The sequence below is a fragment of the Geodermatophilus sp. SYSU D00663 genome, from assembly GCF_054050655.1.
On sequence record NZ_JBJGZT010000006.1, the window covers coordinates 143,183 to 163,346 of the forward strand.

A 20,164-nucleotide genomic window follows, 5' to 3' on the forward strand; every position below is an offset into this window, starting at 1 on the left:
CCCTCCCCCGGGCGCGAGGTCAGCGGCGGACGGTGCGGCGGTTGCGTCCCGCGACGCTCTCGGCGACGCCGATCAGCAGGACGGCGGCGACGACGGCGAGCACGAAGCCCAGGACGTTGAGCTCCCAGATGCTGCCGGTGCCGAAGAACTGGGCGATGAGCCCGCCGATGAGGGAGCCGACCAGGCCCAGGGCCAGGGTGGCGAGGATGCCCAGGTGCTGCTTGCCCGGGACGATCAGGCGGGCCAGGGCCCCGATGATCAAACCGGCCACGAGGAAACCGATCACGACGAGTCCTCCGGGTGGGTGCGTGGCGCCCGGCCGGTCGCCGGGCGCGCCTGGGGCTCATCTACCCGCATGATCACCGCGCACACCCGGGCCGTTCGTCACTGGTCCGCGGGGACCTGCTCCACGTGCGCCGGGAGCTTGTCCAGCTCGTCGTCGACGGTGCGCTGCACGAACTGCTGCACGGCGCGGCGGGCCAGCCGGTCGGCCAGCCGGGGACGGCGCGGCTCGTGGGTGAGCGTGACGGTCACCCGGGTGGCGCCGTCGGCGGCGTCGTCGAGCTCGATGCGCGTCGTCCACGTCTCGGGGGTGAGCTCGAGCCGGGTGGTGACCACCCGCCCGGGCTCCCACTCGACGATCTCCCCGCGCGGGGCCCCCTCGCGCGGGGTCCGGTCGGCGGCGAGGCGGCCGGGGACGCAGACGAACCGGGCGCCCTTCCCGGACCGGCCCCCCTCGACGACGTAGGAGACGTCGCAGACGGCGCAGTAGGGCTCCAGCACGGCCAGCGCCCGCCACACCCGGCTGCGCGGGGCGGCCACCTCCCGGGTCCCGCTGGCCGTGGTCACGTCCCGACGGTAGACGGGGGCCCGCCCGGTCCCGGGGCGAGGTCGGCGAGCACGGCCCGGGCGACGGCCCAGCGCTCCTCCCCCACCCGGCGCGCCCAGTCCCGCTCGACGGCGGCCAGGCGCCGGCGCACCGCCTCGTCGACCTCCCGGCCCCGGTCGGTGAGCCGGACCAGCCGCGCCCGCCCGTCGGAGGGGTCGGGCAGCACCTCGACGTACCCGCCGGCCTGCAGCGGCGCGAGCGCCTGGGCCAGGGCCTGCTTGGTGTGCCCGCTGTCGGCGGCCAGCCGGCTCAGCCGCTCCCCCTGGGCCGGCAGCATCGCCAGCAGCCGGTAGTGCCGCATGCGCAGGCCCGGGTAGCGCGCGTCGCTGAGCGCGTAGAGGTCGTCCCGGATCAGGGTCATCGCCTGCTCGAGCAACGCGGTGACCAGGACGGGGCGTTCTCTGTTGACGGGATCGGACAAGCGGCTTCACCATCCATGCACCGTCAGACAAGCGGCTTGACCATCCTCCCACGGGAGCTCGTGATGACGACCCCTCCGTGCCTGGCGCTCTTCCGCCCCCTGCGCCCGCACCTCCCCCTCCGGCCCGCCCCGGTGCAGCCCGACCCCCCGTCCCCCGGGACGGCGGCCCCCCGGTGAGCGCACTGCCCGGCGGGACGACCGTCGCCGAGCTGCTCCCCGCCCTGCGCCGCTGGACCGGCCGTCCCGGGCTGACCGTCGACGCCGTCACCACCACGCCGGTCCCGCACCGCATCTCCGCGCCGACCACCCGCGCGCTCACCCGGGTGGCGGTCACCGCACGGGACGCCACCGGTCCGGTACGGCTCCCGCTGGTCGTCAAGGAGCTGCAGCGGGCGCGCGAGGGCCTGCCCCCGGAGATCCCCCCGCCGGTCCGCGAGTACATCGACTCGCAGATCCCGTGGCGCACGGAGGCGGACGTCTACGCCTCCGGCGTCCGGGACCGGCTGCCGCCGGGGCTGCGGGTGCCCGGGCTGGTGCTGGCGACGGAGGGTCCCGGTGACCGGGTCACGCTGTGGCTGGAGGACGTGGCCACGACCGAGCGGCCCTGGACCGCCGGCGACATCCGGGCGGCGGCCACCGCGCTCGGCCGCGCGGCGGCGCGCCGGCGGGAGGAGCCGCGGGTCCCGGTGCCCTGCGACACCTTCCTCGGCAACTACGTCGCCAACCGGCTGGGCCGCTACGCGCTGCCGCTGCTGGCCGCCGACGACACCTGGGCCCACCCGGCGATGCGGGCGCCCGAGGTCGCCGCGCTCCGCCCGGACCTCGGCGAGCTGGCCGGCCGGGTGCCCGCGCTCTGGGACGAGCTCGGCTGCGTGCCGGAGCTGCCCGCCCACGGGGACGCCACGCCCGCGAACCTGCTGCGCCCCCCGGACGAGCCGGGCACGTTCGTGCTGCTGGACTGGGGGACGGCCACACCGGCGCCGGCCGGGTTCGACGTCGTCCCGCTCGTCTTCGGCCGGGCCGAGGCCGGCACCGCGCCCGCCGGTGAGGTGCCCGCGCTGCTCGACGTCGCCGTGGCCGCCTACGCCGCGGGGCTGGCCGCCGAGGGGCTCGAGGTGCCGGCCGACCGGCTGTACCGGGCCGCGGTCGCCGCGGCCCTCATCCGGTACCCGTGCACCAGCCTGCCGCTGGACCACCTGGGCGCACCGGTCGGCGACGACCTCCTGGCGCACGCTGTCGAGCGCGCCGGGTTCGTGCGGATGGTGCTCGACCTGCAGCACCGGCCGGCCGCGCTCAGCGGCCGCTGACGGCGCCCTCAGAGCTGCAGGGTCGCCGCGGCCAGCAGGTAGGCTGCGGACACCGCCCCGGGGTCGTGCAGGTCCCCCGGGTCCTCCGCCGCGGCCCGGGAACGCGCGCGCACAGCGGCGCCGGGATCGTCGGTGACGAGGGCGAGGGACAGCCCGGCGACGACGGCGAGGGCGTCGTGCTCGTCCAGGTCGTCGAGGACGAGGCCGTCGTGGAGGAGGGTCGCCGCCTCGAGGAACACCTCGCGGGCCGTCCCGGCGTCCACCTCGGGCCGTGCCCGCGCGACCTCCTCCGCGGTCGCCAGGAACCGGTCGCGCAGCGCACCTGCGACGTCGAGCGGCACGCCGGGAGCGTCCCAGCGGGCCCGTCCTCTGGTCGAGCGGGTTCGGCGGCCCGCCGTCCGCCCGGTCAGCGGCCGGTGACCGACACCTCGAACTCGACCTGGCTCACGTCCGGCCGCAGCCGGGAGAAGCTGTGCACCAGCGGGTGCCCGGCGCTGTCGCGCACGGTGGTGCGGACGACCAGCAGCGGCGAGCCGGCGGCGATCCGCAGCAGGTCGGCCTCGTCCGGGGCGGCGGTGCCGACGTCGACGACGATGCGGGCGTGCGCGAGGTCGGCGCCGTACTCGCGGCGCAGGAAGTCGTACAGCGAGCCCTCGCTGAAGTCCTCCTCCGCGGCCCGCGGGTAGAGCGCGGCGGGCAGGAAGCTGTGCGCCACGTGGTTGGGCGCGCCGTCGACGCTGCGCAGCCGCTCCAGCTCGACGACGTCCTCGGCGACGTCGAGGGCGAGCTCGGCGGCCACCGGCGACGGCGCGGGCACGACCCGCTGGGTGAGCACCGTCGTCCCCACCTGGGCGCCCTGCTCGGCCATCACCGAGCTCCAGCCGGCGATGCGGTGGACGAAGCTCTCGCGGTACTCGTGCCGGATCGCCGGGCGGGTGACGTAGGTGCCCCGGCCCTGCTCGCGCACGAGGTGCCCGTCGGCGACCAGCCCGTCGACGGCGCGGCGCAGGGTGATCCGGCTGACGCCGTACTCGGCGCACAGCGTGGGCTCCGGGGGCAGCAGGGCCCCCTCGGGCATCGCGGCGACCCGGCGCCGCAGGTGCTCACGGACCGAGAGGTACTTCGGTCCCGCCGTCGCCACTGTCACGGACGCCAGACTATGCGGGAGAAGACGTCTGAGGACGTCATGTCGTATGAGACGTCTCTCGCTCGGGTGACGTCCACCTCTACGGTGCCCGGAGTTCGACCACGGTCACCTCGGGCCGCGCACCGATCCGCATGGGCGGTCCCCAGTAGCCGGCGCCGGTCGTGACGTACAGCTGCGTGTCGCCGTGCCGGGACCAGCCCTCGACCGCGGGCTGGTCGAGGCGGATGGCGTAGTCGAAGGGCCACAGCTGCCCGCCGTGCGTGTGCCCGGCCAGCTGCAGGTCCACGCCGGCGGCCCGGGCCTGGTCGACCATGTACGGCTGGTGGGCGAGCAGCACGACCGGCGTCGCGTCGTCCCGGCCGTCGAGGGCGGCGTCGAGGTCCGCGCCGTGCCCGGGGACGCCGGAGCGGGCCGCGGTGCGGTCGTCGATGCCGGCCAGGTCGAACGACGCGCCGCCGCGGGTGATCGGCACCCGCTCGTTGCGCAGCACCTCGACGCCGAGGGTGGGCAGGTGCCGCAGCCAGGCCGTGGTGTCGACGAAGTACTCGTGGTTGCCGGTGACGAAGTACACGCCCTGCTCGCTGACCAGGTCGGCCAGCGGCGCGACCTCCTCGCGCAGCTCGTCGACCTCGCCGTCGACCAGGTCGCCGACGATGGCCACGACGTCGGGCCGCTGGGAGTTGACGATCTCGACCAGCCGCTCGAAGCGCCGTCCGCCGTAGGTGGCCGACAGGTGGCCGTCGGAGAAGGTGACGATCCGCAGGCCGTCGAGCGCCGGGTCCAGCCGCGGCAGGGTGACCGGCACCCGGCGGACGACGGGCGCGGAGTTGGCGAGGTACACGCCCGTGCCGGCGGTGCCCAGCGCCACCGCACCGGCGGTGACGGCGAGTGAGCGCGCGAGGAACAGCCGGCGGGAGGGATCCGCGACGACCGCGCGGTCCTCCGGCCGCGACTCCGGCTCCGGGCCCGACTCCGGCTCCGGGCCCGGCTCCGGGTCGGGGCCGACGGCGGGCACCGGTGCCGGCGTGGCCGGGACGGCGGCGGGGGCGGTGGCGGTGGCGGGCCGGCGGGTCCAGCGGCGCAGCACCAGGCGGACCGGCTCGAGGACGAGCAGCGCGAGGAACGCGTAGAAGGCGACGCCGAGCCAGGTGTAGGCGACCCAGTCCAGCGGGGCGGCGGCGTCCAGGGGGAGCGTGCGGCGCAGCAGCACCGCGGTCGCGGGCAGCAGGGCGAGCACCACGGTGAGGGCGGTGAGCCGCCGCCGCGCCCGGCCGGGCCGGGTGGTGCTCCTGACCAGGCGCCACCAGAGGTAGCCGTGCAGGAGGAGCAGGGCGACGAGGACGACCGTCCCGAAGCCGAGCAGACCGATCAGGGACAGGACGGACCTCGCTTCGGCTGTGCGGGAGACACCACGGCAGGAGACGTGCGGGCGGCCCGGGACGTTCCCGTCCCGGGCCGCCGGTACGCGCGGTCAGGCCCTCGCGGCCGCCTTCACCGCGGCGCGCAGGGTGGGCTCGAGTGCCCAGAACCGCTGGTCGGCGTGCTCGGCGCGCAGCTCCTCCAGGGCGTGCAGCCGGCCGTAGGTGAAGGTGTCCTCCCCCGCCCCGACGGCGGCCGCGGCCAGCCGCAGGCACCACTGCCGGGCGACGACGGTGTCCTGGGCCTCGCCGAGCACGTCCTGCACCTCCTTCATGCAGGCGACCAGGGCCTCGGCGGGCGCCCCGAGCACCGGCGCGGCGACCTCCGCGGTGTAGCGGACCCGCTTGGCCGCCTTGCGCACCTCGTGGAGGGCGTGCTCGGTCTCGTCCTCGTGCGCGCCCGGGTCCCGGGCCTCGCGCTCGCGCGCCTCGGCGGTGCGGGCCCGCAGCCGTTTGCCCGTGCGCTTGACCGCGTCGGTGAGGACGGCGTGCGCGGGCTCGCCGGCCGCCTCGGCCAGCGGCGGGTCGGTGAGCAGCGCGTCGAGGGCGTCAAGCAGCGCCAGGTGCCGCCGGTCCGACAGCGCCCGGACCGCCGCCTTGCGCCCCCGCTCGACGTCGGCCACCTCGGTGGACCGCAGCCGGGCGGCCACCGGGCCGCGGACCAGCTCGACCGGCTGCGCCGCGACGACGGACCTGAGGTGCTCGAGGGCCACCTCGCCGTCGCGGGCGCCGGAGAGCGCGGCGCCGATCCACTGGAGCTCGTCGCGGACCGGGTCGGTGGCGGTGCGGTCGAGCACCGGCCGGAACGCGGCCAGGATGCTGCGCAGCCGGCGGCAGGCCACGCGCAGGTCGTGCACGCCCTCGGGGTCGCCGGTGCGGACGCCGATGTCGGCGGTCTGCAGCGCCTGGACCTGGGTCCGCAGCGCGCCCAGCACCACCTCGGCCGCCGTCGGCCCGTCCTCCTTCCGCGCCTTCTTCTTCGCCTTCCTCCCGTCGCCCCTCCCGTCGCCCCTCCCGTCGCCCTTCGCGTCGCCACCGTCCCCGTCGCCGGACGCCGTGCGCGGCGGGGCGAGCGCCGCGAGCCGGTCGGCCAGCACGCGGGAGAGCTTGGACGGCAGGTCGGACGGCTCGATGCCCGCCGCGCCGAGCGCCGCGGTGACGCCGTCGAGCAGCGCCTGGTCGCCCTCGACCAGCTCCACCTCCAGCTCGCGCCAGGTCGTGACGGTCGCCGGGCTCTCGGGGTCGGGGGCCAGCGCGGTGCCGGTGACGGTGTCGGCGGCGACCTCGGCGAGCACGCGGCCGTCGTCGGCGAGCAGGTGCGTGACCTGCCGCGTCGTCTGCAGGGTGGCGACCGGTCCGAGCCTGGCGCCGCGGAGGACGGCGGTCACCGGCTCGGTCACCGCCCGCGGCACGACCGTGCGGCGGGTGCCCAGCGGGGCGTGCACCTCCCGGCGGGAGCCCGCGACGGCGGTGGGCAGCTTGAGGTGCCAGCCGGCGTCGGTGCCGCCGGTCCGCCGGCGCAGCGTGACCCGCGCGCGGGCCAGCCGCAGGTCCGGGGTGTCGAAGTAGGTGGCGTCCAGGTCGTGGGTGACCGGGTCCCCCATCGCCGCGACGCCGTCCACGGTCGTCAGGTCGGGGAGGACGACGTCCGGCCCCGTCTCGAACTTGCGCTCGACCTCGAGCTGTCCGCTGCCCACGTCGTCCTCCTCCTGGGTTCCCGTCGCACCCGACCGTAGGCGCAGGCGGGTGTCGGAACACACCCGTGCGGGCACTCCCCCGCGGAAACGACGCCAGCCGGGGTGTCGACGGAGGAGGCGAGCACCGTGTTGAGCGAGCGAGACCTGTCCGCGGCGATCGGGAGCACGGTGCAGGGCCCCGACGGCGAGAAGATCGGCACCGTCGAGAGCTTCTTCGTCGACGACCGCACCGGCGCGCCCACCTGGGTGGCCGTGAGCACCGGCCTGTTCGGCACCCGGCACTCGATCGTCCCGGCCACCCAGGCGACCTTCGACGACGGCGTGCTGAGCGTGCCCGTGCACAAGGACGCCGTCCGGTCCGCCCCGCACCTGGGCGGCGACCACCTCGGCCCGGAGGAGGAGGCCGCGCTGCGGCAGCACTACGGGCTGACGGCCGGCGCGGCGCCCGGCGTCGCGGCCGGGCAGCCCGCGCCCGGCGTCGCGGCCGGGCAGCCCGGGGCGCCGTCGGGGACCGGCCCGGCCCCCGTGGGGGCCGGGCCCGCGACCGACGTGCCGGCTCCCGGCGGGACGGTCGCGGACACCCCCACCCGGCCGGTCCCCCCGCCGGCCACCGCGACGCGGACCACCACCGAGCAGGCCGCCCCGCCCGCGCCGGCGGAGCCCGCCGCCCGGCACGCCGCGCCGCCCACCGACGGCGCGATGACCCGCAGCGAGGAGCAGCTGCGCGTGGGCACCGAGCAGGTGGCGGCCACGCGGGTGCGGCTGGTCAAGTACGTGGTCACCGAGGAGGTGCAGGTGACCGTGCCGATCCGGCGCGAGGAGATCCGCGTCGAGCACGTGCCCCTCGACGCCCCCGACCTCCCCGGCGAGTCGCTGCAGCCCGCCGACGGGACGGCGCCCGTCACCGGCGCGCCGTCGGCCGGCACCGGCACCGGCACCGGGGGCCTGCCCGGGGAGATCGTGCTGCACGCCGAGCGGCCGGTCGTGTCGGTCGAGGTCGTGCCGGTCGAGCGGGTCCGGCTGACCACCGAGGTGGTGCAGGGCCAGGAGCGGGTCAGCGAGCAGGTGCGGCGGGAGCAGATCGTCGTCGACCAGACGCGCTCGCCGCAGCCGGGACGTGCCGGGACGGCCCCGCTGCAGGGGCCCGCCGCGAGCTAGCCGGCGGTGGGGGGCAGCGGGGTCCTCCCACGGTCGGCGAGGAAGGCGAACCGCTTGCGGGTGGCGGTGACCTCGGCGGGGTCGACGTCGGCCAGCACGAGGGTCTCGCCACCCGCGGCGGCGGCCAGCACCTCGCCCATCGGGTCCACGACCCGGCTGTCCCCGGCGTGGTGCAGGCCGTCCCCGCCGGTGCCCACCCGGTTGCAGGCGACCACGTAGGCCTGGTTCTCGATGGCGCGCGCCTGCAGCAGCGTCGTCCAGTGGTGCCGGCGGGCCGAGGGCCAGTTCGCCGTCACGAGGTAGACGTCGGTGGTCTCGGCGGCGGCCCAGAACACGTCCGCGAAGCGCAGGTCGTAGCAGACGAACGGCGTGATCCGCAGGTCGCCGACGGTCACCGTCACCGGGCCGTCGCCGGCGCGGTAGCGCTCGGCCTCGCCGCCGTGGGTGAACGGGTGCAGCTTGCGGTAGCGGTGCACCGTGCCGTCGGGACCGGCCAGGACGAACGAGTTGTAGGGGAGGTCCGCGCCCGGGGCGACCTCCGGGCAGGTGCCGGCCACCCAGACGCCGTGCTCGGCGGCCTGCGCGCGCAGGAAGGACGCCGACGGCCCGTCCTCGGGCTCGCCGATGCCCGGCGTCATCGAGAAGCCGGTGGAGAACGTCTCGCCGAGCAGCACGAACTCCGCCCCGGCGGCCGCCGCGCGGGCGACCTGCGGCGCCAGCCGGGCGTAGTTGGCCTCCCGGTCCTCCCACACGATGTCGTGCTGGACGATCCCGAACCTCACGCTGCGCCTCCCCGGCCGGACCTCATGCGGACATCCTCGTCAGGCGCGCAACCGCCTCGTCGAGGACCTCGTCGCGCTTGCAGAAGGCGAACCGCACGAGGTGGCGGCCGAGGTCGGCGTGGCCCGCCGTCCAGAAGACGCCGGCGGGCACCGCCACCACCCCCGCCCGCTCCGGCAGGGCGCGGCAGAAGGCCAGGCCGTCGCCGTCGGGCTGCACGCCGCGGACGTCGACCATCGCGAAGTAGGTGGCCTGCGGGCTGATCGTGGGTAGACCGGCGGCGCGCAGCCCGGCGACCAGGACGTCGCGGCGGCGCTGCAGGTCCCGGGCGATGCCGGTGAAGTAGGCGTCGGGCAGCGCGAGCCCGGCGGCGACCGCGGGCTGGAAGGGCCCGGCGTTGACGTAGGTCAGGAACTGCTTGGCGGTGCGGACGGCGGCCACCAGCGGCGCCGGCCCGCAGGCCCAGCCCACCTTCCAGCCGGTCGTGCTGAACGTCTTGCCGCCGCTGCCGACCACCAGCGTCCGCTCGCGCAGCCCCGGGAGGGTCGCCGCGGGGACGTGCTCGGCGCCGTCGAACACCAGGTGCTCGTAGACCTCGTCGGTGACCAGCAGCAGGCCCGCCTCGAGGACCACCTCGGCGACCAGGTCCAGCTCCGCCCGGCTGAACACCTTGCCGGTGGGGTTGTGCGGGGTGTTGAGCAGCAGCAGCCTCGCCCGCGGGGTGACGGCGGCGCGCAGGTCGGCGGGGTCGAACGTCCAGACGCCGCCCTCGGTGTCGGCCGGCGGCGGGCTCAGCGGCACCGGGCGCAGCACGCCGCCGGCCATGGCCACCGCCGCGGCGTAGCTGTCGTAGACCGGCTCGAACAGGACCACCTCGTCGCCGGGCTCGACCAGCGCCAGCATGGCGGCGGTGAGGGCCTCCGTGGCGCCGGCGGTGACCAGCACCTCGGTGTCGGGGTCGAAGGCGAGCCCGCGGAAGCGCCGCACGTGCGCGGCGATCGCCGTCCGCAGCTCCGGGGTGCCGGGGCCGGGCGGGTACTGGTCGGCCATGGTGCCGATGGCGGCGCGGGCGACGTCGAGGACCTCCGCGGGGCCGGGGGTGTCGGGGAAGCCCTGGCCGAGGTTGATCGACCCGGTGGCGACGGCGAGCGCGCTCATCTCGGCGAACACCGTCGTCCCGAAGCCCTGCAGCCGGTCGGCGAGGTACGGCTCGCGGCTCATGCGGCCACCTCGAAGCGGACCGAGCGGCGGGCGACGTCGGCCTCGGCGAGCCGCACCCGCACCCGGGAGCCGGCGGCCGGGCCGGTGCCGGTGCAGCGGGCCCGGATCGCGGGCTCGGCGAGGACGACGGTGCCGCGGTCGCCGTCGGTGTCGACCACGACGGCGTCGAACAGCGCGCCCTCGCGGCCGGCGAGCAGCCAGGCCTCGGTGGCGTCGACGGCGGCCCGCTCGACCGCCCGGGTGCGCCGGTCGGAGGCGGCCATGAGGCCGGGCAGCTCCGGCAGGGCGGCGCGCACCGCGGGGTCGGGTTCGCGGCCGGCGGCCAGCGCGAGGCAGACCTCGGTGGCGAACCGGTCGACCAGCCGGCGCAGCGGGGCGGTGACGTGCGCGTACGGTGCGCCGACGCCGGCGTGGCCGGTCTGCCCGGGCGGGTCGCCGTCGAAGGGCGTGTAGGCCGCGCCGCGCAGCAGGGCGGCCGCCTCCTCGAGGAAGGCCGCGTGCCGGGGGTCGGCGACGTGGAGCCCGGCGAGGACCTCTCCCGGCCCGGCGCCGTCCGGCCACCGCACGCCGAGCGCGGGGGCCAGCCGGCGCAGGCGCTCGACGTCCTCCGGCCGGGCGGGCGGCAGGGTGCGCAGCACGCCCACGCCGCCGTCGAGCATGAGCCGGGCCGCGACCCGGCCGGTGAGCAGCGAGACCTGCGCGTTCCAGCCCTCGACCGGCAGGTCCGCGCGGGCGACCAGCGTCCAGCCGCCGTCGGGACCGCGCACCACCTGCTGCTCCGGGGTGCCGAGCTCGACGGCGCCGCGGTCGGCCGCGCGCCGCTCGAGCAGCCGGCCGACCTCGGGCAGCAGCGCGATCGGGTCGGGGAGGGTGCCGGCGTCGGCCTGCGCCTGGACGCCGGGGTAGGCCAGCTGCGCGCGGCTGCGGACGCGGGCCCGCCGCAGGTCGACGCCACGCACCTCGCCGTCGGCGTCGAGCCGGACGGTCCACAGCGCGGCGGGGCGGTCCTGCCCTGGCAGGAGGCTGGCCGCGCCCTCGCTGAGCACCGGCGGGTGCAGCGGGGTGCGCCGGTCGGGGCTGTAGAGGGTCTGGCCGCGGCGCCGCGCCTCGGCGTCGAGCGCGCTGCCGGGGGGCACCACCGAGCCGACGTCGGCGATGGCGTAGCGGACGACGTAGCCGCCGTCCTCCCGCGCCAGGTGCACCGCCTGGTCGAGGTCGCGGCTGCCCGGCGGGTCGACGGTCACCAGCGGGAGGGCGGTGGCGTCCTCGTCCGGCAGCGGGAGGGCCGCCGCGACCCGCTCGGCCTCGGCGAGCACGTCGGCCGGGAAGGACTCGGGGACGTCGTGCTCCGCGCGGATCGCGGCGAAGTCCGGCCCGGCGGGCGCGGCCTCCGGCCACCGCGGCAGGGCGAGGGGGAACCGGTCCCTGGTCGCGGGGAACCCGGCAGCCGGAGGTGCGTCGTCGTTCCACGTGGAACCCGCGTCGGGGCTCACGCGACGCGCACGTCCTCGGCGCCCTCGATCGAGACGACGTCGCCCCGGCGCACCTGCCGGCCGCGGCGCTCCTCGGGCTCGCCGTTCACCCGCACCGCGCCGGTGACCAGCACGTCCTTGACCTGCGCGCCGGTCGGCACGGCGTCGACGAGCTTGAGCAGCTGACCGAGGCGGATGGAGTCCTCACCGGGACGCAGTTCGACGGTGCGCACGACGTCGATCGTGCCCTCAGGCGGGGACGAGCGCGTCACCGACGGCCACCCGGCCCGCCACCGGCACCAGCGCGCCGACCGCCAGCGTGCCGCCGCGCTCGCGGTGCACGGTCTTGAGGACGCCGGTGTCGCGGCCGATGCCGCCCGGCTGCGGCCGGGTCACCATGACGCAGCGGCTGACCGGCTTGAGCACGTCGAGCACCGCGGTGCCCAGCCGCACCGTCGACCCGACCAGGTCGTCCTCGCCCGCGCCGTCGAGCAGCACGTTGGCGCGGAACCGCCGCCGGTCCCAGGTGCCGAGCGTGCCGGTGGAGACCAGGGAGACGCGGATCCGCGAGCTGTCGTGGAAGGCGCCGGACGCGCCCTCCCAGGCGTCCCACGGTCCGCCGTCCTCGTCGTCGACCGGGTCCTCGTACTGCCGCGGGCCGCGGACGGCCTCCGCCGCGCGCAGCGCCACCGGCTTCCCGAGCCAGGCGGAGAGGACGGCGTCGTCGCCGGTGACCGTGCCGTCGGGGAGGACCACCTCGACGCCGCCGTCGGCCCGCAGCCGGCCCGAGGCGAACAGCAGGTCGGGGACGCGGCGGGCGGTGAGGCCGAAGCCGGTGGACCGGTCGAACAGCGCCCACCGGCGGTCCCCGGCCAGCCCCTCGGGGCCGACGTCGACGGCGTCGAGCCGCTCGCCCTGCAGCGACTTCACCGGGTAGCGCCAGAGCTCCTGCACCCGCACGTCAGGCCGCCGTCCAGGTGAGGGTCCACGTGCCCGACCAGGTCTCCCCCGGGTCGAGGACGACGAGGTCGGCGTCGTCGGCCAGCGCGTTCGGCGGGCACGTCATCGGCTCGACGGCGAGGCTGCGCCGCCGCTGGCCCTCGGGCAGCGTGTCGCCGCTGTAGACCTGCAGCCACGGCCAGGACCGGTCGACGGCGAGCTCGAGCGCGCCGGCGGCGCCGCGCAGCCGCACCCGCGCCCACCCGTCGTCGTCGCGGTCGAGGTCGGTGACGGCGTCGTCGAGGGCGCGGTCGCCGATCCGGCCGACGGCGCCGTCGAAGGGCCGGCGGGTGCCGGTGGGCAGACCGCCGTCGAGGTCGAGGGCGGTTCGCGCGGGGACGGTGAGCTCGGCGTCACCGATGCCGCCGTCGGCGTCCGCCCCGACCGACAGGTAGGGGTGCATGCCGACGCCGAACGGCGCGGGCCGGTCCCCGGCGTTGCGGACCCGGACGGTGACGGTGAGCCGGTCCTCGCCGAGGAGGTGGTCGACGGCGGCCGCGAGGCGGAACGGGTACCCGGGGCGGGCCTCGACGACGGTGCCGACGGTGACCGCGTCGGAGTGGCGGGCCAGCACCTCCCACCGCTGCCAGGTGACCAGGCCGTGCGCGGCGGGCTTGCCGGGCGCCGCGACGTCGAGCTGGAGCCGCTGCCCCTCCCACGTCCACCGCCCGTCGCGCAGCCGGTTCGGCCACGGCAGCAGGACGCCGCCGCGCCGCCCGGCGGGCACCGTGCCCGCGGGATAGCCGTCGAGGACGTCCCAGCCGCCGGCGGTCAGGGCGCGCAGCCCGCCACCGCGCAGGTCGACGGCGAGGCGGGTGGCCCCGCGGACGAGCTCCACCTCCGCCGGCTCGGTCTGCGGCCAGGCGGTCATCGGCGGCACGCTCACCGGCTCACCCCACCACACCGGCGCCGCGCGGGCCCAGCCCGTGATCGAGCGGGAGGACGACGCCGTCCGCCTCGTGGGCCAGCTCGACGGTGCCGCGGCCCGGCCAGGTCGCCGGCCGAGGCTGCTCATGTCCCCGCTCCCCCGCCTGTCGAGGTCCTCCCGGGATCTGTGGACACGGCTCTGAGCTGCGGATTCACGTCGCGCCGGGGTCTCTGATCGACTATTCCTCGATCATGTGTTCGGGTGAGCCGGGGAGCGGGGACGTCCTCGACGACGTCGCCGCGCTGGTCGCCGAGCGCCACCGGATCGACGCCCGCCTCGCCCGTCGGGTCCGGGCCGCCGGACTCGAGCAGGCACCCGAGCGGGACGGCCTGAGGTCGATGGCCTCCTGGCTGCGTGGGCACTGCCGGCTGTCGGCCGCCGAGGCCGCCCGGCTCGTACGCAACGGGCGGGCGCTGGAGCACCTGCCCGCGCTCGCCGAGGCGCACGACGCCGGTCTCGTGTCCGCCGAGCAGGTCGCCGTCGCGGCGCGGGCGGTGACCCCCGAGCGGCTGGCCTCGGCCGCCGACCAGCGTGTGGACCTGGCGGTGGTCGACGCGGTGCTCACCGGCGTCGCGATCGAGCAGCCGCACGCCGACCTCGTCGCGGTGGTGCAGCACTACTGCAACGCCCTCGATCCCGACGGCCCGGAACCGGACCCCACCGAGGGCCGGTCGTTGACGCTGTCCCGGCACGCCGACGGGTCGCTGTCCTTCCGCGGCCACCTGGACGCGGTCGGCGGGGAGAGGCTGCAGACCGCACTCGAGGCCCATGTGCAGGCCGACCGCCCCGCCGGCGACGGGCGCAGCCGCGCCCAGCGCCTGGGAGACGCGCTGGTGCAGCTCGCCGACAACGCCCTCGCCGCCGGCTCGCTGCCGCAGCTGCGCGGGCACAAGCCGCAGCTCGCCGTCGTCATCGACCTCGACGACCTGGTCGACCCGCACGAGCGTCCCAACGCCGGGCGGATGGGCTTCGGCGCCACCATCTCCGCCGCGAGAGCCCGCTGGCTGGCCTGCGACGGCGCCGTCTCCCGCGTGGTGCTCGGCCCCGACGGCGCACCACTGGACCTCGGCCGCGAGCAGCGGCTGATGAGCCGCCACCTCCGCACGGCGGCCGAACTCCGCGACGGCGGGTGCGTGTTCGCCGGCTGCGGCGCACCGACCTGGTGGTGCGACGTCCACCACCTGGTCCACTGGATCGACGGCGGCGACACCAGCCTCGACAACGCAGCCCTGCTGTGCGAGCGCCACCACACCAAGGTCCACCACGGGTTCCGGGTCGAGCGACGACCGGACGGCCGATGGCGCACCCACCGGCCCGACGGCACCGAGATCACCACCCCCGCGCCGCTGCTCGCCCCCGCCGCCTGACCGCGCCCGCACGCGTGCACGGCCGCCCGCTCCCCCAGCGGACGGCCGTGCACGCGTGCTCGCGGTCAGGATGCGGCGGTCACCTGCTCACCGATCTGCAGCAGCTGCTCGCGGGTCAGCTCCTGCGGTGCCAGGAGTTGGAAGAACCGCCCGTCAGGGAGCTGGCCGAGGAGCGTCCAGGAGGGCGGGGTCCCGACGTCACCGGTCAGGAGCGCCAGGCGCCCCGGCCGGCCCTGGACCGTCACCGTCTCCGCCGGGGCGGCCGTCGGCATCCCGTCGAGGAGCCCGTCGATGGTCCCGGTGTACTGGGCACCCGTCGCGCTGAGCCGCAGCGACTGCAGCGGATCGGCGTCGCTGACCAGGTCGAGGCTCCGGCTCTCCTCGTAGCCGCCCACCGACCAGCCGGCCGGCGCCAACCCGAACTGGAGCCCCACCGGCTGCGGCCGGTCGACGATCGACTCCCCCACCGCGACCAGCGCCTCGGCGCGGGCCTGGGCGCCCTCGCCCGCCAGCCACACCCACTGCCCGTCCGGGCGCTCCCACAGCAGGCTGACCGTGCCGTCCTCCGTCCAGACGGAGGCCTCGGCGCCGTCGACGGTCGCCGTCCCGGTCGGCTCGCCCTCCGGCCAGAACCCGTACTCCTCCGAGGACCGGGGGTCCTCCGGATAGAGGCCGAGCAGGACCCGGCCCGGGTCGCCCGACGCCGGTTCGGTGGCACCGGGGCCGCCGGAGACCAGGTACGCGGGCTCGTAGGCGGCGACGAAGTACGGCGGCGTGCTCCCGTACCGGGGCATGCCACCGCGCCGGCTGTGGAGCGGCGCCAGCCCCTCGGGCACCGGGTCGAGGGCGACCGGGAAGGTGACGGCCTCGGCCGCGACCAGCGTGATCCCGCCCGGCGCCGGCGCGGCGGCCGACGGGGCGGGGGACTGCGGCACGGCGTCCTCGGGCGCGACCACGACCGCCGTCGTCCAGGCGGCGGCGACGGCGACCAGCGCGGTGCCGATGCGCAGCGACACCCGCCGCCCGGGCAGCCGCGACCGCCACCGGCGGGTCCCGGCTGCCGCGATCTCCTCCAGCAGGGCGGCGCGGGCGGCCGCGCGCGCGGCGGGCGTCAGTGCCGGCGCCTCGGGCCCGGCCTCGCGGAGCAGGGTCGTCTCGTTCATCGGGTCTCCTCCGACAGCAGGTCGGACAGGGTGGGCGCCTCGAGCACGGCACGGGTCTGGCGGCGGGCGCGGTGCAGGCGGGAACGGACGGTGCCCACCGGGACGCCGAGCACCGTGGCGACCTCCTCGTAGGACAGGTCGCCCCAGGCCACGAGCAGCAGGACGTCGCGGTCGGGGGCCTTGAGCCCGGCGAGCGCAGCCGCCAGCGGGCCGCGCAGCGCCTCGGCGTCGAGCCGGTCGTGCGGGTCGTCGTCGGGGCGGGCGTCCGGCTCGGCCGCCGCCCGGGCCAGCACCCGGTAGCGGCGCCGCTCGGCCCGCGCGGCGCCGTGCACCAGGTTGGTCGCGATGCCGATCAGCCAGGGCCGCACGTCCAGGCGCTCCGGCCGGTAGTCGGCCCGTCGGCGGAAGGCGACGAGGAACGTCTCGCTGAGCAGGTCGTCGGCCAGCTCACCGACCCGCCGGCCCAGGTAGCGGTGCACCGCGGCGGCGTGCCGGTCGAACAGCGTCGCGAACACCTCCGGTTCGGCGAGCGACCCGGCGAGCACCTCGGCGTCGGTCGGCAGCGACGACGGCAGCGCGCGCAGCGGGACGGCGCCCGGCGGCGGGTCCGCCGCCCGGTTCTCAGGGAGCGCTGTCACGGGTGGTGATGATCCAGCCGCGGGAGGTGAGGTCGTCACACCTCTTCATGTCCGGTCGCCCGGATCCGGTTCGCGGGGCGGCATCGCCCTCGCCGCCGGCACCCGGCACACCGCCCTGACCCTCTGCCTCGGCTTCCTGCCGTGGCTGGCCTCCGGTCTGCTGCTTCACCGGCACCCGGCGTGGACGCTGCCCGACGAGGCCGACGACCTCCTGCCGGCCTGACCCCCGAGCCCGGTCAGGCCGGGCCGAGGTCCCGCTCGTAGTACAGCGAGCACCCGGCGTCCGGGGCGTCGACGTAGGCGCCGAACGCGGGGATCGGACGGTAGCCCGCCCCCTCGTACAGCGCGATCGCCTCGGGCTGGCGCGGGCCGGTCTCCAGCCGCAGCGTCGTCCAGCCGCGCTCGCGCGCCGCGGCCTCCAGCCCCGCGAGCACCAGCTTGGACACGCCCCGGCCGCGGGCCTCCGGCGCCACGTACATGCGCTTGACCTCGGCCACGCCGTCGCCCAGGGCGCGCAGCGCACCGCAGCCGACCGCCGTCCCGTCCGGGTCCCGTGCGACCAGGACGACGCTGACGTCCGCGGCCGACGGCGGCGTCCCCGGCTCGCCGTCGCCGTCGTAGCGGGCCCGCAGCTCGGCCTGCTGGGCGGTGGTCAGCCGCCGCACCTCGTCGTCGTCCCAGGCGGCGGGCTCGAGCAGGACCGTCACCGGCTGATCCCGTGCAGCAGCAGCGCGGCGAGCTCGCGGTAGGCGGCGGCGTCGTCCAGGCCGGTGGCGCGGGCGGTGTCGCCCCGGCCGATGCGCGACATCAGCGTGGTGACGGTGTCGGCCACCAGGGCCGGGTGCACCTCGCGGAACCGGCCGGCCGCGACGCCGTCGGCGATCATCGCGGTCACCCGCTCGGCGGCGGCGGCGGTGTTGTGCTCGTACACCGCCCGTCCCGGCGGGAACGCCTCCAGGTCGCGGTAGAACGCCCGCGACGCCGGGGTCAGCTCCCCCGCCACGGCCTCCAGGTACGCGGTGACCCGCCGCGCCGGGTCGGTCTCCCCGGCGGTCCGCGCCTCGACGGCGGCCGTCGCCCGGCGGAAGAAGTGCCGCACCACCCGGACGGCGAGTTGCTCCTTGCTGTCGGCGAGCGCGTACAGCGTCGTCTTGGAGCAGCGCAGCCGGACGGCGAGGTCCTCGAGGGTGAACCCGGCGAAGCCCTCGGCGAGGAACACCTCGGTGAGCTGGTCGAGCAGCTGCGCCTGGCGCGCGGTCAGCCGCCGCTCGCCGGTGTCGGTCGTCGTCACGGCACCTCCTCCGGGCGGACAGCATGCCCCTGGACGACGGACAGTACTGCCGTACTGTTGCCGGTACTGCCGCTGATCCGCGACGAGGGGGACCCCGTGGCCGTCGACCGTGAGCTGCCCACCCAGGAGGCCGCCGACCTCATCGCGCTCACCCGCGAGATCGCCGACGCCGAACTGGCGCCGCGGGCCGGGGAGTACGAGCGCGAGGAGCGCTTCCCGCGGGAGGTGTTCACCCTGCTCGGCGAGGCGGGCCTGCTGGGCCTGCCCTTCGGCGAGGACGTCGGCGGCGGCGGGCAGCCCTACGCGGTCTACCTGCAGGTGGTCGAGGAGCTGGCCATGCGCTGGGCCAGCGTCGCGCTGGGGGTGAGCGTGCACACCCTCGCCTGCGGCCCGGTCGACCGGTTCGGCACCCCCGAGCAGCGCGAGCGGTGGCTGCCGGAGATGGTCGGCGGCCGGCTGCTCGGCGCCTACTGCCTGTCCGAGGCGCACGCCGGCTCCGACCCCGCGGCCATGCGCGCCGCCGCCAAGACCACCGAGGACGGCTGGGTGGCCACCGGCGAGAAGGCCTGGGTCACCCACGGCGGGCAGGCCGACTTCTACACGACCTTCCTGCGCACCCCCGACGACGGCGAGCGGGCCATCTCCTGCTTCCACCTCACCCCCGACCTGCCCGGCTTCTCCGCCGCGCCGCCCGAGCAGAAGATGGGCCTCACCGGCTCCACCACCGCCGCCATCCGGCTCGACGACGTCGCGGTGCCCGCCGACCGGATGGTCGGCGAGCGCGGCCGCGGCCTGGCCATCGCCCTCGGCGCGCTGGACTCCGGCCGGCTCGGGGTCAGCGCCGTCGCCGTCGGGCTGGCGCAGTCCGCGCTCGACGTCGCGGTCGCCTACGCGCTCGAGCGGGAGGCGTTCGGCCGGCGCATCGTCGACCACCAGGGCGTGGCGTTCCTGCTGGCCGACATGGCCGCCGCCGTCGAGTCCGCCCGCGCCACCTACCTGGTCGCCGCCCGCCGCAAGGACGCCGGCAAGCCCTACGCCCGGCAGGCCAGCATCGCCAAGCTGGTCGCCACCGACGCCGCCATGAAGGTCACCACCGACGCCGTGCAGGTGCTCGGCGGGGCCGGCTACACCCGCGACCACCCCGCCGAGCGGTACATGCGCGAGGCGAAGGTCATGCAGATCTTCGAGGGCACCAACCAGATCCAGCGGATGGTCATCGGCAAGCACCTGGCCAGGGAGGCCGTGCCCGCGAACGGCTGACCGTGCAGGACGCACGGCCGACTCGTGACGTCTGTCAATGGTGACCGCCGTCGCGGCGGGAAAGACTCGGGTCACCCGCCGACGAGGAGCCCCGAGATGCCCGAGCCGCACCTGCGCGCCGCCGACGCCGACCGCGCCGCCGTCGTCACCCGCCTCGACGAGTCGCTGGCCGACGGCCGGCTGACCCTGGCCGAGTACGAGGACCGGTCGGCCCGCGCGCACACCGCCCGGACCTACGGCGAGCTGGCCGAACTCACCGCGGACCTGCCCCACCCCGCCCGCCCGGCGCCCCACCCTGCCGCCGCGGCCGCGTACGGCGGCGCCTGGCACGGCGCGTGGGGGAACGACCTGCGCGCGGCCTGGACGAGCTGGCTGGTGACCGGCGTGATCGTCGTCGGCATCTGGCTGGTGTCGATGCTCGGCAGCGGTGACCTCGTCTACCCGTGGCCGGTGTGGGTCGTCGGCCCGTGGGGCGTCGTCCTGCTCGCCCGCACCCTCGGCGAGCGGCGCGGTGGACGGCGGCCGGCCGCCTGAACCGGTGCGGGTCCGTCCCGCATCCGCCGGGTAGCCCTCCGGGGGACCGCAGCCGAGAGCCCCGGAGGACCACCGTGCACACGCTCACCGAGCGCTTCGCCGACGCCCTGCACCACCTCGACGCCGAGCGCGACCCGCAGCCGCTGGTCGACCTCACCGGCGACGACGCCGAGCTGATGAAGCTCAACCAGGACCACGAGGCGCGCGGCCGCGACGGCGCCCGGCGCTTCTGGGAGGACTACCGCAACGTCTTCGGCGACCTGGAGACGACGTTCACGTCGCGGTCCGTCGGGGAGAACACGGCCGCGCTGGAGTGGGAGTCGCGCGGCACGCTGCGCAACGGGAAGCCGTTCACCTACCGCGGCGTCACCGTGATCGAGGGCGACGGGTCCGACGACGGCCTGCTGACCGGCGTCCGCACCTACTACGACTCCGCCGCCTTCCTGCAGGAGACCGCCGGCACCGCGTAGTCCG

23 protein-coding genes are annotated in these 20,164 nt (G+C 77.0%); 6 read left to right on the top strand and 17 right to left on the bottom strand.

The window, feature by feature from the left end:
- Positions 1–19 precede the first annotated feature (19 nt).
- The 3 genes from ACI79Z_RS06655 to ACI79Z_RS06665 form a co-directional block, all read right to left on the bottom strand.
- Positions 20–286 (bottom strand): GlsB/YeaQ/YmgE family stress response membrane protein, encoded by a 267-nt coding sequence (locus tag ACI79Z_RS06655; protein WP_387988683.1) that lies wholly within the window; start codon positions 284–286, stop codon positions 20–22.
- Positions 287–384: 98 nt separating this feature from the next.
- A complete protein-coding gene (locus tag ACI79Z_RS06660; protein WP_387988682.1) occupies positions 385–849 on the bottom strand; it encodes an SRPBCC family protein in 465 nt (154 codons plus the stop codon).
- Entirely contained in the window at positions 846–1,310 is a 465-nt protein-coding gene (locus tag ACI79Z_RS06665; RefSeq protein ID WP_387988681.1) for a MarR family winged helix-turn-helix transcriptional regulator, read from the bottom strand. The genes ACI79Z_RS06660 and ACI79Z_RS06665 overlap by 4 nt, the downstream gene beginning before the upstream one ends.
- Positions 1,311–1,483: 173 nt before the next feature.
- Here ACI79Z_RS06665 and ACI79Z_RS06670 point away from each other — a divergent pair, with 173 nt between their 5' ends.
- Positions 1,484–2,617, top strand: coding sequence for a hypothetical protein (locus ACI79Z_RS06670; RefSeq protein ID WP_456902119.1), 1,134 nt, complete (start codon positions 1,484–1,486; stop codon positions 2,615–2,617).
- 8 nt (positions 2,618–2,625) lie between these two features.
- Here ACI79Z_RS06670 and ACI79Z_RS06675 read toward each other — a convergent pair whose 3' ends face one another.
- From ACI79Z_RS06675 to ACI79Z_RS06690, 4 genes are all read right to left on the bottom strand, one after another.
- Positions 2,626–2,958 carry a hypothetical protein gene (locus tag ACI79Z_RS06675; RefSeq protein WP_456902120.1) on the bottom strand — a complete coding sequence of 111 codons (333 nt, stop codon included), beginning with the start codon at positions 2,956–2,958 and terminating at the stop codon, positions 2,626–2,628.
- Between the two features lie 65 nt (positions 2,959–3,023).
- The gene (locus tag ACI79Z_RS06680; protein WP_456902121.1) at positions 3,024–3,764 is read right to left on the bottom strand and encodes a GntR family transcriptional regulator; all 741 of its coding nucleotides are present in this window, start codon (positions 3,762–3,764) and stop codon (positions 3,024–3,026) included.
- 79 nt (positions 3,765–3,843) lie between these two features.
- Entirely contained in the window at positions 3,844–5,004 is a 1,161-nt protein-coding gene (locus ACI79Z_RS06685; protein ID WP_456902122.1) for a metallophosphoesterase, read from the bottom strand.
- A 231-nt stretch (positions 5,005–5,235) separates the two neighbouring features.
- Positions 5,236–6,879, bottom strand: a complete 1,644-nt coding sequence (locus ACI79Z_RS06690) for a CYTH and CHAD domain-containing protein (protein ID WP_456902123.1) — start codon at positions 6,877–6,879, stop codon at positions 5,236–5,238.
- Between the two features lie 126 nt (positions 6,880–7,005).
- Here ACI79Z_RS06690 and ACI79Z_RS06695 point away from each other — a divergent pair, with 126 nt between their 5' ends.
- Positions 7,006–8,037: a PRC and DUF2382 domain-containing protein gene (locus tag ACI79Z_RS06695; protein ID WP_456902124.1), complete on the top strand. Its 1,032-nt coding sequence runs from the start codon at positions 7,006–7,008 to the stop codon at positions 8,035–8,037.
- Here ACI79Z_RS06695 and ACI79Z_RS06700 read toward each other — a convergent pair.
- Genes ACI79Z_RS06700 through ACI79Z_RS06725 form a run of 6 tightly spaced genes read right to left on the bottom strand, consistent with a single transcriptional unit; the run spans position 8,034 to position 13,380 of the window.
- Positions 8,034–8,819: a nitrilase-related carbon-nitrogen hydrolase gene (locus ACI79Z_RS06700; RefSeq protein ID WP_387988674.1), complete on the bottom strand. Its 786-nt coding sequence runs from the start codon at positions 8,817–8,819 to the stop codon at positions 8,034–8,036. The two genes, ACI79Z_RS06695 and ACI79Z_RS06700, sit on opposite strands and share 4 nt — an antisense overlap.
- A 22-nt stretch (positions 8,820–8,841) precedes the next feature.
- Entirely contained in the window at positions 8,842–10,038 is a 1,197-nt protein-coding gene (locus tag ACI79Z_RS06705; RefSeq protein WP_387988673.1) for a pyridoxal phosphate-dependent aminotransferase, read from the bottom strand.
- Entirely contained in the window at positions 10,035–11,531 is a 1,497-nt protein-coding gene (locus ACI79Z_RS06710; protein WP_456902125.1) for an RNB domain-containing ribonuclease, read from the bottom strand. The genes ACI79Z_RS06705 and ACI79Z_RS06710 overlap by 4 nt, the downstream gene beginning before the upstream one ends.
- On the bottom strand, positions 11,528–11,743 hold the full coding sequence (locus ACI79Z_RS06715) for an RNA-binding S4 domain-containing protein (RefSeq protein ID WP_387988671.1): 216 nt from the start codon (positions 11,741–11,743) through the stop codon (positions 11,528–11,530). Before ACI79Z_RS06715 ends, ACI79Z_RS06710 begins: the two co-directional genes overlap by 4 nt.
- Before the next feature lie 16 nt (positions 11,744–11,759).
- Positions 11,760–12,470: an MOSC domain-containing protein gene (locus ACI79Z_RS06720; protein ID WP_387988670.1), complete on the bottom strand. Its 711-nt coding sequence runs from the start codon at positions 12,468–12,470 to the stop codon at positions 11,760–11,762.
- Between the two features lies 1 nt (position 12,471).
- Positions 12,472–13,380 (bottom strand): aldose epimerase family protein, encoded by a 909-nt coding sequence (locus tag ACI79Z_RS06725; RefSeq protein WP_456902126.1) that lies wholly within the window; start codon positions 13,378–13,380, stop codon positions 12,472–12,474.
- Between the two features lie 248 nt (positions 13,381–13,628).
- Between ACI79Z_RS06725 and ACI79Z_RS06730 the strand changes: the two genes are divergently transcribed.
- Complete coding sequence (locus ACI79Z_RS06730) at positions 13,629–14,804, top strand: DUF222 domain-containing protein (protein ID WP_456902127.1); 1,176 nt, start codon at positions 13,629–13,631, stop codon at positions 14,802–14,804.
- 65 nt (positions 14,805–14,869) lie between these two features.
- On the opposite strand, the gene ACI79Z_RS06735 is transcribed toward ACI79Z_RS06730, so the two are convergent.
- From ACI79Z_RS06735 to ACI79Z_RS06750, 4 genes are all read right to left on the bottom strand, one after another.
- Positions 14,870–15,967: a hypothetical protein gene (locus ACI79Z_RS06735; protein ID WP_456902128.1), complete on the bottom strand. Its 1,098-nt coding sequence runs from the start codon at positions 15,965–15,967 to the stop codon at positions 14,870–14,872.
- Complete coding sequence (locus tag ACI79Z_RS06740; protein WP_456902129.1) at positions 15,964–16,605, bottom strand: RNA polymerase sigma factor; 642 nt, start codon at positions 16,603–16,605, stop codon at positions 15,964–15,966. The genes ACI79Z_RS06735 and ACI79Z_RS06740 overlap by 4 nt, the downstream gene beginning before the upstream one ends.
- Positions 16,606–16,841: 236 nt before the next feature.
- Positions 16,842–17,312: a GNAT family N-acetyltransferase gene (locus tag ACI79Z_RS06745; protein ID WP_456902130.1), complete on the bottom strand. Its 471-nt coding sequence runs from the start codon at positions 17,310–17,312 to the stop codon at positions 16,842–16,844.
- Positions 17,309–17,896: a TetR/AcrR family transcriptional regulator gene (locus tag ACI79Z_RS06750; protein WP_387988664.1), complete on the bottom strand. Its 588-nt coding sequence runs from the start codon at positions 17,894–17,896 to the stop codon at positions 17,309–17,311. The genes ACI79Z_RS06745 and ACI79Z_RS06750 overlap by 4 nt, the downstream gene beginning before the upstream one ends.
- Before the next feature lie 96 nt (positions 17,897–17,992).
- On the opposite strand from ACI79Z_RS06750, the gene ACI79Z_RS06755 reads away from it, so the two are divergent.
- From ACI79Z_RS06755 to ACI79Z_RS06765, 3 genes are all read left to right on the top strand, one after another.
- A complete protein-coding gene (locus ACI79Z_RS06755; RefSeq protein WP_456902131.1) occupies positions 17,993–19,156 on the top strand; it encodes an acyl-CoA dehydrogenase family protein in 1,164 nt (387 codons plus the stop codon).
- A 96-nt stretch (positions 19,157–19,252) separates the two neighbouring features.
- A complete protein-coding gene (locus ACI79Z_RS06760) occupies positions 19,253–19,690 on the top strand; it encodes a DUF1707 SHOCT-like domain-containing protein (protein WP_387988662.1) in 438 nt (145 codons plus the stop codon).
- A gap of 74 nt (positions 19,691–19,764) precedes the next feature.
- Positions 19,765–20,160 (top strand): nuclear transport factor 2 family protein, encoded by a 396-nt coding sequence (locus ACI79Z_RS06765; RefSeq protein ID WP_387988661.1) that lies wholly within the window; start codon positions 19,765–19,767, stop codon positions 20,158–20,160.
- The last annotated feature ends 4 nt before the right edge of the window (positions 20,161–20,164 follow it).

Excerpts from the sequence above, each read along its gene's own strand:
- ACI79Z_RS06735 (WP_456902128.1), bottom strand. The coding sequence starts at position 15,967 with ATGAACGAGACGACCCTGCTCCGCGAGGCCGGGCCCGAGGCGCCGGCA.
- ACI79Z_RS06705 (WP_387988673.1), bottom strand. The coding sequence starts at position 10,038 with ATGAGCCGCGAGCCGTACCTCGCCGACCGGCTGCAGGGCTTCGGGACG.
- ACI79Z_RS06760 (WP_387988662.1), top strand. The coding sequence starts at position 19,253 with ATGCCCGAGCCGCACCTGCGCGCCGCCGACGCCGACCGCGCCGCCGTC.
- ACI79Z_RS06730 (WP_456902127.1), top strand. The coding sequence starts at position 13,629 with ATGTGTTCGGGTGAGCCGGGGAGCGGGGACGTCCTCGACGACGTCGCC.
- ACI79Z_RS06725 (WP_456902126.1), bottom strand. The coding sequence starts at position 13,380 with ATGACCGCCTGGCCGCAGACCGAGCCGGCGGAGGTGGAGCTCGTCCGC.